Below are 10,793 nucleotides of genomic sequence, written 5' to 3'. Positions count from 1 at the left end.
CAAAAGGAGAAGGCCCGCTCCAGCGAGCAAACCTTTCCGCAGCCTATCGATCGACACCCGCATCATTAACCGTCTTTCTATCTTCTCATCTTCTGCGGGAAGCTCCGCCTCTCCGGCGCGCTCTGCCGGCCTGTACACTATCGCAATGGCAGACCAGCTTTACCTTAGCCTTTGGTTTCCGAACTTTCGCTTCGAAGCGCTTCCAGGAGCCCTGGCGTCCGTCTTGCGCCAGTTTGCTCTCGTCAGCGGGGAGAGCCGCGTCTCTGCGGCCAGTGTCTACCCGATCAGCTTTACCGAATCCCCGGTGTATCAGAGGATCTACGTAAATGACGATCGGTCGCAGTCTACTGAAGATTCGATCATTGAAAATGCTGTGGCGGAAGCGACAGAGCAGCTCCACGACGATCTGGCCTACGAGTTCGAGATGAAGTGGAAGCTCTGGAAACCGGAGTCCAACGAAGCGCCGATCTCAGAGGCGGCACTCGATGTGCTTTGGCGGCGGGAACCCTCTACCGTGCGGATTCTCGGCTTCGGCCCCCAGTTTGACCAGGCTAGTTATGAGCAGAATGGACACATCCGCGTCGACTTCGGTTTGGACACTCCATGGATCATGGATGAAGAGCAGGAAGAGGTCCTCGATGAAGAGACACAGAAATATATTCAGCAGAATATAGAGATGCTGCTCGCATTTACCCTCTCGGTCGAAAAGAACTGCGGTATCTCGAGCCGGCTGCTGTGGACGGAATCCGGAGAACCGCTTGCTGAAAAGCTGATCGCCCGCCTGCAACGGTTAAACTAGGCGATAACATCATAGGCCGAGGCCGGCAATCAGTTCTAACCGGCTGTGACGATCTCAGAGAAGTCGGCGATTCCAGAGAAACTTGCTACGATACCCGAGAGCAGCGACAATCTGCTTTCGCGAATTCCTTTGTCGGGATCCATTACCATCACCTGCTCAAAGAAAGCGTCTACCTGCGGCCGCAACGCCGCTATCTGTTCGAGCGCGACCACATATTGGTGCTCTGCACTGAGAGCACTCACTTTTGCACTCACTCCTTGAGCTGCTTCGGCAAGATCGCGCTGCGCAGCATGAGGTTCATCCAACAGACTGACAGCTCCTTGCGGGAGTTCACCCTTTTCCTTAGCCTGAGCGAGGATATTCTTCATTCGCTTGAATGCTGCGCTCACAGCCTCAAAATCATCAGAGGCACGGACGACAGTCACTGCCTCTGCACGTGCCAGGACGTCGCGCACATCATCGCTTCCCGCGGCAAGCACCGCGGCAACAACATCATAGGCATGGCGCCGAACTTCGCGAAGGTAGAACTCCAGACGCTCAACCAGGAAAGCCCGCACCCGTGCCTCAACAGCTTCATTTGCGGTCGCACGTCCTGCTATTTCTCTGAGAGTAAGGGGCAGCGGTATTGTGCTCTCCGCAAGGATCTTTACAATACCGTTCGCTGACCGCCGCAGCGCGAACGGATCCTTTGAACCAGTGGGTTCCATGCCCAGTCCAAACATACCCGCAATCGTGTCCGCTTTGTCTGCAATCGACAGGAGCGCTCCTTCAGTGGTACGCGGCACATCATCTTCGATGGAGGAAGGCAGGTACTGATCGTAAATAGCGGTGCTGGCCGCGGAAGATATACCTTGCGCCTTTGCATAGAGGCCGCCCACGATTCCCTGCAACTCAGTGAATTCCTTCACGAGTTCGGTAGTTAGGTCAGTTTTCGCCAGCGTCGCAGCTTCGTCTAAAGCAATGGCGTCAACGTCGCTTCCCCGCGATTTCGCCAATTCAGCCAGTCCCAGCGCCAACTCGCGCACCCTCGTCGTTTTGTCGGCGTAGCTCCCTAGTTCTTTTTGAAAGGTCACGTTCTCCAACAACTTCACGCGATTCTTCAAGGCAGTACGTTGATCGAACTCCCAGAAGAAGCGCGCATCGTTGAATCGTGCGCGGAGGACACGCTCGTTCCCATGCCGAATGACTGTCAATCCCTCTTCGTCGGCCTCTGTATTTAGAACGGCAAGAAAATGCGAGGCAAGCTTGCCTGAGGGGCCTTCTACTGCGAGGTACTTCTGATGATCGCGCATTACGGTGACCAGAACCTCTTCAGGCAGAGAGAGATACTCTTCCTCAAAATTGCCCAGAATGACTGTTCGATCCGAAGCCCACTCTGTCAGATGGGTCAGGGTGTCGATCAGATCGTGATCTTCGCGCCACCTCGCCTCAGGTACGGTACGCGTCACTCGATCGAGCGCCTTTCGGATCTTTTGGCGTCGTGCTTCCGCATCAGCGATCACATGAGCCTCGAGAAGGGCTGATTCATAGCTCGAAGGCGATTCGATTGCGATTCCGGCATCACCAAAGAGAACGCGGTGCCCATAGGTCACTCTTTGGGCGACTTTGCCACCGAACTCGATCGGAACGACTTCTGCCCCCAGAAGAGCGACAAGCCAGCGGATGGGACGTACGAACCGCTCCGGCTTTCCTGGGCGCCAGTACATATTCTTCGCCCAATAGATAGCAGCCAATTCCTTGGGCAACTCCGCGGCCATTACCTCTGAGGCCAGGCGTCCGCTCTTGACCAGCGTGGCCGCAAGATACTCTCCCTTCGGAGTAAGAACTGTCTTCAAGGCTTCCACTTCTACGCTACTCTTCTTCGCAAAAGCTAAAGCAGCCGGAGTTGCCACACCATCCTTGTACGCGATCTTCACGGACGGTCCCATGACTTCCTCTGCGCTGTCGCTCTGACGCTCGGATACATCTGGAACCAGCAGCGCGAGCCGGCGAGGTGTCGAGAAGCTTCTACCTGAGACTCCGGGCTCTATGAGACGCTCTCGTTGCAGCAAAGCAAGAACCCGACGGCTCAATTCAGTCTCCGCTCCCGCGATCATGCGCGCGGGAACCTCTTCCAAACCAATCTCAACAAGAAAATCAGCCATCACTCTCGATTCATCTTTCATTCGGCACGGACGCTCAGGTCCGGATTAGACATCTTTGCTGCTTCAGTCATATCAGCGTTTCAGCTGGAGACTGACACTTCCACTTCCCTCTGCGCCAAAAGTTCACCTTGCCGGGCATGTGCCTTCGCAACTCCTACTACGAGAGTGCGGATTCGCGCCATCACGCCAACGCGCTCGGTGACGGAGATTGCACCTCGAGCGTCCAGCAGATTGAACATGTGCGAACATTTCAAGGCTAGTTCATAGGCTCCCAAGACAGGAAAACGCTTCAGAGCGAGAGTATCCAACTCCTTCATATCGCGACTCTTTTCGAGCAGAGCAAGGCACTCTGACTCATAGAGCTTAAGGTGTTCCCACAGCTTCGGCACCTCCGCGTAGTCGAAACTGTACGCGGAAAACTGTTCCTCTTCTGCCAGCCGCATCTCGCCGTAGGTCACTCGACGTCCCGTATCCGGTTCCACAGCCCAGACTATGTCGTAAATGGAGTCCACGTCCTGTAGAAACCCTCCGATGCGTTCGAGACCATAGGTGATCTCTCCAGCGATTGGGTCCAGATCCATCCCCCCGCACTGCTGGAAGTAAGTAAACTGCGTGATTTCGAGCCCATCGAGCATGACCTGCCACCCGACCCCCCAGGCCCCGCCGACCGGCCACTCCCAATTGTCTTCTTCGAACTTGATGTCGTGTTGGCGAAGGTCGATCCCGATGGCCTCAAGTGACTCGAGGTACAGTTCCTGGATCCTCTCCGGTGGCGGCTTCAGAATCACCTGGAATTGGGTGTGTCGAAACAGGCGATTGGGATTCTCGCCGTACCGGCCATCTGCAGGGCGGCGTGAAGGTTGAGCGTAGGCGATGCGCACCGGTTTGGGACCAAGAACCCGTAGAAAGGTATCGGGAGACATGGTTCCAGCTCCAACCTCAACGTCATAAGGCTGCTGCAAGACACATCCCTGGTCAGCCCAAAAGCGCTGCAGACGGAACAGAAGCTCCTGGAAGGTAAGCGTCTCGCCTTTTTTTGTATTGACGGTCATTCACTTCTCTTTATTTTCAGTGGTTGTTCCATTCTAAATGCAGGATTGGCAGGTGGGTCTTACCTTGCACTTCGTGAGGTTGTCCGTCATACCGGGCTATTTCGTGAAAAGAGCACAACTCACAATCCATCTCCCAAATATTGGAGAATGAAATTACTAAATTATTATCGCCCCCACACCTTTCCATAAATCAATGCATATCATGCGATAAACGTCTATAAATGAATAGCTTACTCGAGATAAACACTCTCTCGGCGACGCTCAATCGGCTACTCTTTTCTATGAGAGAACATATTTTTGCTATTTCCTTTTCCATATTGTGGTATATTTTTCTTACGGGATGAAGAGTTCCGGACAGATTCTCAGCCTTGAGCGTGAATCCTCGGCTGATACAAGTTGCGTCACTGGCCTCCCGGCACGAACAATGTTCGTGCCGTTTTTTTTGTGAGATCAACGCCTTCCTTCTAGAATGAAGCAATGAAGCGGATTTTGGGACTGCTCGCTCTTGGTCTTGTCACGGTCGCTGCCTCGGCACAATGGAGCAATCCGGCTGTCGAAATTCCTGCCTACAATGCAAAATCTCCATCGAAGCCTCTGCCTCCTATCCTGAGCGGAGCCCAGCTTTCGGGCCCCTATTTCTCCCATGCCTATCAGGTAACTGCTTACAAGATGGCGGCAAAGATCCCCGCCGTTCTACACCAGCAGCCTTGCTACTGCCGATGCGACGTCGCCATGGGACATAACAGCCTGCATAGCTGCTTTGAGGGAACCCATGGCGCAGCTTGCTCAACCTGTATGCGCGAGGCGGTTTACTCGTACCAGCAGACGAAAAAGGGAAAGACGCCCGCCCAGATCCGGGCGGGGATCGAGCGGGGCGACTGGCAGGACGTCGATCTGGAAAATGCATCTCTGTAAATCAATGCATTCGTTCGCTTTTCAGTCATGACGGGCTATGCTCTCAGGTATGAGCTGGTTTTTCTGGGCGATTCTCTCTGCGGTGTTTGCAGCAGCAACGGCACTTCTGGCTAAAATTGGCATTGCCGGGATCGATAGCAATCTAGCTACTGCGATTCGGACCTCCGTCATTGTGTTGTTCACGTGGGCGATCGCGCTGAGTCTGGAAAGTCATCGCGGAATCGCTCAGATCTCCGTCCGAAGCTGGATATTTCTAGTCCTCTCCGGAATGGCAACTGGGCTTTCATGGCTCTGCTACTTTCGGGCGCTCCAGCTTGGGCCGGCGTCGAGCGTTGCTCCGGTCGATAAGCTAAGCGTGGTTTTGGTGATTCTGGGGGCCTGGTTGTTCCTCGGCGAGAAACTAACGCCTATGAAGGTCGGAGGCGCATCCCTAATTGCGATCGGAGCAGTGATTCTGGCATTCGCCTAATATGGCACGCGTACGCGGACTGCTCGGCTATCGCGATATAATCAAGGAAGTTCTTTGTACGGCCCAATGCAATGTTGGTGCCAGCTCCAAATGGGGGCGTCACGGCTTCGACGGGATTGCTTGCGGCAGAGAGGCATGCCGGGGTGTGGACACCCGTAATCGCTCACAAAACTATAAGTGCCGAACCTCAATTCGCACTCGCTGCTTAATTAACTAAGTAGCCGATCGCTCGGACTTCGCCTATGGGTCCGTACCGATCGTCGCACAGTAGGCTGGCTCTTCCCTGCTCCGCCTGAGCGGGGTGAGTGAGATCGATCAGGCTGGTTGTCGGCGCATCTTTGCCCGTTCTAAGTGCCGGTGACGAGACAAAAATGAACCAGGGAAAAGCATGAAGGCTCTCTGTTGAAGGTTTTTTCGGACGCGGGTTCGACTCCCGCCGCCTCCACCATCACTAAAATCAACAAGTCAGCAACTTATCTCGATGTCCAATTTGTGCGACGTTTGAACAACAGAGTCATTCGAGCGCACCAGAAATCGCACTCGAATAGGAAGGCTGATGCGCTATTCACACTTGTCACTCTTCCGATCGCTCTCGTGCAGAAGACAACAATTGGAAGCGCTGCGGTCGTCCCAAATGGATTTTGGGCACTCTCACGAATGGCAACTGCGTCCGCGCTCTACGAAGACCCGGACCTGAGAGTAGACAATCGCCTACCAGATGATGCATCGAGAGAGCAGGCAAAGACGCAAAAAGACGCAAATCGATGCGCGAAATCGCCGATCCGATCTATCGGAACAACTTCGCAGAACCCAACCAATCAGCGAATGCTGATGAGGCCAGGGTTTGCCTATTCACTTTCCCCTTGAGAGGAGACCTCTGTGTTGACACATGGAACAGTCACACGTCGAAGCTCTGGTCGGTATATCGCGGTGTGACTCAGGCGAAATCGGCATCATTCCCCGGTAAGCCGTCGATATTCCAATAACATACTAATTCGCCAACTAAGAATCATGCCGAAGGCCAGCACAAAGAACAGTCCAGCCGTCTGTTCTAGAGACACTATTCTGTTTACATATTTGCGTGCCGCTAAGCGAATGAGAGCCAGGACCACCATCACCCCAAAGAAAGCTTTTGATCGCCGCATCATGACGATATCACCCTCGCGGGTCATCCGAGAGGTTCGGATGAGAGGGTACGCGAGTACAGAAGCGCCGATTACGAATGCACCCAAAGCCCACTGCCACGGGACTCTGAAGACTGGGATCACGAACATCGAAAACCCAGTCGCCATCCCCAAAGGAGGGATGATGACTTTTTTGAGCGTTACTGGACTACGCCCTTCTCGAATACGCCATGCCAAAACGGCGAAAAACCCTAAAATCGCCGTGCCAACAGATGCTCCTGGTAAATCCACCATAGTTAAATCGTAACCTATAGACCTGGAGCGAAAGTTACTTGGTCCGAAGGAATGCAAGGAGATCATTGATGTCCTTGTCGCTCAGATTCGGATGCGGTGGCATGGGTGGTTTGGCATCTGGGATGCCTGTACGAGCCACGGTGCGAACTCTAGCCTCTCCGACCCGGTCAACCACTCCAAGGAGAGATGGGAAGACTGGAGGCATTCCCGTTCGCGTCGGCTGGTGACATACCGAACAGTTCTCCGCATAGATCTTCTTCCCCTTCCCTGCATCCCCTTTTGTTGCAGTTGCAGCAGCAGTGGGATGCGGCTTGAGGTCACCGGGCGCGCCGTGGGATGAGGTCACACCGGCTGGCATATCGGCGGCGGAATCCTTCGGAGCTCCACTGATAGGTTGTGAGCTCGGAACTGCCGGCACCACAGCCTGAGATTGTGATGAATTCAACCACTGATCCAGGAATGTTTTCGACAGGCCTGATTGCTCAGCTAATGTATCTAACGGTAATACAGCTTCGCGCCCAGGAACGTCTTCCTTCGTCGCGCTCTGGCTCAGCTGGAGAGCCCGAATGTAGGCGGCGACCGCCCAGCGATCCTGAGGGGAAAGCTGCGCTGCATAATCAGGCATCGCTCCGTAGCCGTTGGTCATTACTGAGAAAAAGTGTCCTAGCGGAGCACGGCGCAAGCGATCAGAATGGAAGCTGGTCGCCTGATAATATCCCCGTTGCACAATCATTCCCTTGCCATTTCCAACCCTGGAGTGACATGGCGTGCAATAGATGTTGTATCGTTCCTGTCCACGCCGCAGAACAGTCTGCGTCACCTTGAATGGTAAGCCATCTGCTTCAGCTCCATTTACCATTCCAGTGGTGAAGTAATCCGAAGACTCCAACTGCGAACGGCCAACCGTGTTCTCAACTTGGGGCCTAACTGAACGGCCATCAGGGAACAATGTGGTTGACCGCAGTGGAAACATCTTCGGTTGGTCATGCATATCTTGCCGGCAACCAGATAAAAGTCCAATTAAGAGTAAAGATGCGCCAATAGATAGCGCCAGACGAGGGGACAGACAACGGGAGAGCAGAGGCATAAGCTCCATTACGGCATGAGAAGAGGCGTTTGGAGAACGAACCACATGCCCTTATATCGAGTGGATTATTTCAGTGTACGTAGATATTGAACCACGCCTTTTATTTCTTCTTCTTTTAGGGAGGCTTTAAAAGGGGGCATGTTGTTTTTTCCCTCTGAGATCACATGGGCCAACTCAGCATCGGATTGACTTTGAACCTCTTTGGAGGTCAAGTCTTTCACCTTCAGCGACTTACCCATGTCTGATCCATGTCCATCTGCTCCATGGCACATAGCACACCGCGAGCTAAACAAGTCCTTGGAAGCTGCACTTGGCCCACTGTGGTCCTGGGCAACTGCACCAGAGGAAGAAATCGCCCAACCAAGCACACTCGTCGCAAGCAATAATCTAGTTTTCAAGCCTTGGAATCCTCTCTTACCCCTCCCACCGACCTCTTCGCGTGAGGGGTGGGGCATAAAACTGTATACCACAATGCTCTGTTGAGACGGAATTCGCGGACTGCTACGGCTGCTTTCCTTCTGATTCCGCGGGCCTGCTTCTCATCTCATATCGCAGTTCCCCACCCCCCATGATCTGCGAATAGCTCAACTTCCAGTCGGTAATCTTTCTTTTGTTTAGATAAACAGCCCCGACGTACTGTTTGCCCGATTCAGCCCCCGTGGCGACAATTCTTAGAGATCGGCCGTCCGGCAAATGAACATCTACTTTGTCAAAGTTGGGTGATCCGATCCAGTATTCTGGAATTCCGGGGCATACCTGGTACCACCCTAGAGCACTGAGAACGTACCATGCGCTCATCTGACCTGCATCATCATTACCCGCAAGTCCACCCGGGCCGTCCCTGTATTCCGTTTTCATCAGTGATCGTACCTGCCGCTGTGTTTTCCATGCCGCTCCAGTCGCGTCGTAGAGATACGCGATGTGGTGGCTCGGTTCATTGCCATGATCGTAGAGATTGTTGCTAAACAGTTGATCTAATTTCGACTCGAACCCCTTCTTCCCTCCTTCAAAGTCGACGAGTCCGTTTACGTTCTGCGGAACGAAGAAGGTGTACTGCCAAGGCAATCCTTCTGTAATCCACGGGTATTTGCCGGCAGGATCGAAGGGCGTAATCCACGATCCATCCGCATGCCTGCCACGGGCGAATCCTGTCTGTGGATCGATGATCTTCCTCCAGTTCTCACCGTGCGCCCGAAAAAGAGTCGCATCGCCGTTCTTCCCCAAGGCAGTGGCGAATCTGGCCAGTATCGCGTCATCATAGGCATATTCCAAGGTGCGGGAGACCTGCTCGTTTTTGTGGAAGGCATCATCGATGTGATCCTCCAGAGGAATGTACCCATACTTCAGATAGGAGGACAGTCCGCGACGTCCCTTCCCGTCGAGATACTCATTACGCGAAGACGGAATTTCAGTTGCGTTTTTGCGCATCAGTTCATACGCAGTAGGGACATCAAAGCCCCGGATACCTTTGCTATAGGCATCGATCATCGCGACAGAAGCATGGTCCCCCACCATCTCGGATGTGTAACTATTCCATGCGGGGAAGATGGGCAGGAATCCTCCCTGGATACCCTTAAGAACGAGCGACTGCATCATCTCTGCATCTCGTGATGGATCGATAATCGTTAACAGCGGCAGTTGGGCTCGGAAGATATCCCAGAGAGAGAAATCATCATAGACCGTAGCCCCGTTTACCCGTTCGACCTGTCCATCGTCCGCGAAACGCGGGTAGGTTCCATCAACGTCGCTGTATGTTCGTGGATGCAGCAGGGCATGATAAAACGCGGTATAGAACACGGTACGATCTTGCGATGAACCCTCAATCTCTATCCTGCTTAGATCGCGATGCCATTGCTGGCGGGCCTTCTCGCGAATTTTTTCATATTCCCAACTCGGAATCTCGGCTGAGAGGTTTCTGCGAGCCGCTTCCACACTCACAAAAGATGTCCCAATACGGGCTTTGACTACCTCACCGCTTCTAACTTTACCAAACTCAACGTACGCGCCAAAGCCGCCACGCGGATTTCCAACTGGCACACGTGCCGATGCTGCGGAGGCACCGCCTGTGGAGGTCATGACTGCAGGAACCGTGATCACGCCAGGTGTTTTGCCATCCCCTTCCTGGAGACTTGCACCCTTTCGCTTTTCTTTGCCAATCCATGTGCCACTTGAAGAGAATGGGCGATCGAACTGGATCACGAAGTAGGAACTAAAGCCGGCAAGTTTCCCGCTCCCTGCATATTCACGTCGTACCGGAACCTTACCTGTGATCTCTCCCTTTGCAGCGTCGATTCTTATCTGGCCGTCTCCGCCACGTGCATTGTTTTCGATAACTATCCAGCTTTGATCTTCATTCGTCTTGAATTGGAAGTTCATAATGCCAGATCGCTTCGTTCCAGTAATCTGAGCACTGATATTTGAATCGGAGAGGTCGACCCGGTACTCGTAAGGCGTCGCTCTTTCAGATTTTCGGTCGAAGCCTGACGACCTTTCGATTGCATCAGTACGCAATTCACCATCCCCGGGCATCAAAGTTACGCTCCCGTAGTCCGGGACACAGCTCCCACTCAAGAAGTGGGACCCGCGAAATCCCTGGATACGGGTGTCCGTGAAATAGTAGGGCGCAATGCACTTAATCTCGCCTGCACGGGTCTGCGGAGTCCAATTGGTCATCGCAAATGGAACGCCAACGGCCGGATAAGTCTGTCCCTCCCGCTCTGTGCCGACCAGCGGATGGACCAGATCTTCAACGTTTTGGGCCCAGGAGGAACGACCGGCGATCAGAGCACAAAGAACCAGCAGCACGATGTTAGCCATAATGTGGCGCGATACCCCTTGATATCAGGGCATATTCGCACATTGGCGGTTCTGCATATGCCTTGAATATCGATCATTATGACATCCCCGAC

The 10,793-nt window shown here is 53.5% G+C and carries 9 protein-coding genes and 1 other RNA gene; 4 read left to right on the top strand and 6 right to left on the bottom strand.

The features are described from left to right. Window positions 1–145: 145 nt before the first annotated feature. Window positions 146–799, top strand: a complete 654-nt coding sequence (locus JAO29_RS15105; RefSeq protein ID WP_334269071.1) for a hypothetical protein — start codon at window positions 146–148, stop codon at window positions 797–799. Between the two features lie 35 nt (window positions 800–834). On the opposite strand, the gene glyS is transcribed toward JAO29_RS15105, so the two are convergent. Continuing rightward, the gene (gene glyS, locus JAO29_RS15100; protein ID WP_334269070.1) at window positions 835–2,943 is read right to left on the bottom strand and encodes a glycine--tRNA ligase subunit beta; all 2,109 of its coding nucleotides are present in this window, start codon (window positions 2,941–2,943) and stop codon (window positions 835–837) included. A gap of 80 nt (window positions 2,944–3,023) precedes the next feature. Next, window positions 3,024–3,995, bottom strand: a complete 972-nt coding sequence (locus JAO29_RS15095) for a glycine--tRNA ligase subunit alpha (RefSeq protein WP_334269069.1) — start codon at window positions 3,993–3,995, stop codon at window positions 3,024–3,026. A 477-nt stretch (window positions 3,996–4,472) separates the two neighbouring features. Between JAO29_RS15095 and JAO29_RS15090 the strand changes: the two genes are divergently transcribed. From JAO29_RS15090 to ssrA, 3 genes are all read left to right on the top strand, one after another. Further along, the gene (locus JAO29_RS15090; protein WP_334269068.1) at window positions 4,473–4,910 is read left to right on the top strand and encodes a CYCXC family (seleno)protein; all 438 of its coding nucleotides are present in this window, start codon (window positions 4,473–4,475) and stop codon (window positions 4,908–4,910) included. 49 nt (window positions 4,911–4,959) lie between these two features. Then, window positions 4,960–5,379, top strand: a complete 420-nt coding sequence (locus JAO29_RS15085) for an EamA family transporter (RefSeq protein ID WP_334269067.1) — start codon at window positions 4,960–4,962, stop codon at window positions 5,377–5,379. 92 nt (window positions 5,380–5,471) lie between these two features. Then, window positions 5,472–5,827: a transfer-messenger RNA gene (gene ssrA, locus JAO29_RS15080) on the top strand. 505 nt (window positions 5,828–6,332) lie between these two features. On the opposite strand, the gene JAO29_RS15075 is transcribed toward ssrA, so the two are convergent. The 4 genes from JAO29_RS15075 to JAO29_RS15060 all read right to left on the bottom strand — a co-directional run bounded on the left by JAO29_RS15075 (window position 6,333) and on the right by JAO29_RS15060 (window position 10,701). Then, window positions 6,333–6,797, bottom strand: a complete 465-nt coding sequence (locus JAO29_RS15075; protein ID WP_334269066.1) for a CcdC family protein — start codon at window positions 6,795–6,797, stop codon at window positions 6,333–6,335. 34 nt (window positions 6,798–6,831) lie between these two features. Beyond that, window positions 6,832–7,656 (bottom strand): c-type cytochrome, encoded by an 825-nt coding sequence (locus JAO29_RS15070; RefSeq protein ID WP_334269065.1) that lies wholly within the window; start codon window positions 7,654–7,656, stop codon window positions 6,832–6,834. A 293-nt stretch (window positions 7,657–7,949) separates the two neighbouring features. Next, entirely contained in the window at window positions 7,950–8,282 is a 333-nt protein-coding gene (locus tag JAO29_RS15065; RefSeq protein WP_334269064.1) for a c-type cytochrome, read from the bottom strand. A 103-nt stretch (window positions 8,283–8,385) separates the two neighbouring features. Next, entirely contained in the window at window positions 8,386–10,701 is a 2,316-nt protein-coding gene (locus JAO29_RS15060) for a GH92 family glycosyl hydrolase (protein WP_334269063.1), read from the bottom strand. Window positions 10,702–10,793 lie beyond the last annotated feature (92 nt).

This window comes from Edaphobacter sp. HDX4, from assembly GCF_036877565.1.
In the GTDB taxonomy this organism is placed as follows: Bacteria; Acidobacteriota; Terriglobia; order Terriglobales; family Acidobacteriaceae; genus Edaphobacter.
This window is presented reverse-complemented; position numbering and strand designations above follow the sequence as displayed.

Bases quoted from the DNA above. Each gene is read 5' to 3' on its own strand.
- JAO29_RS15105 (WP_334269071.1), top strand. From the start codon at position 146: ATGGCAGACCAGCTTTACCTTAGCCTTTGGTTTCCGAACTTTCGCTTC.
- glyS (WP_334269070.1), bottom strand. From the start codon at position 2,943: ATGGCTGATTTTCTTGTTGAGATTGGTTTGGAAGAGGTTCCCGCGCGC.
- JAO29_RS15095 (WP_334269069.1), bottom strand. From the start codon at position 3,995: ATGACCGTCAATACAAAAAAAGGCGAGACGCTTACCTTCCAGGAGCTT.
- JAO29_RS15090 (WP_334269068.1), top strand. From the start codon at position 4,473: ATGAAGCGGATTTTGGGACTGCTCGCTCTTGGTCTTGTCACGGTCGCT.
- JAO29_RS15085 (WP_334269067.1), top strand. From the start codon at position 4,960: ATGAGCTGGTTTTTCTGGGCGATTCTCTCTGCGGTGTTTGCAGCAGCA.
- JAO29_RS15075 (WP_334269066.1), bottom strand. From the start codon at position 6,797: ATGGTGGATTTACCAGGAGCATCTGTTGGCACGGCGATTTTAGGGTTT.
- JAO29_RS15070 (WP_334269065.1), bottom strand. From the start codon at position 7,656: ATGGTAAATGGAGCTGAAGCAGATGGCTTACCATTCAAGGTGACGCAG.
- JAO29_RS15060 (WP_334269063.1), bottom strand. From the start codon at position 10,701: ATGGCTAACATCGTGCTGCTGGTTCTTTGTGCTCTGATCGCCGGTCGT.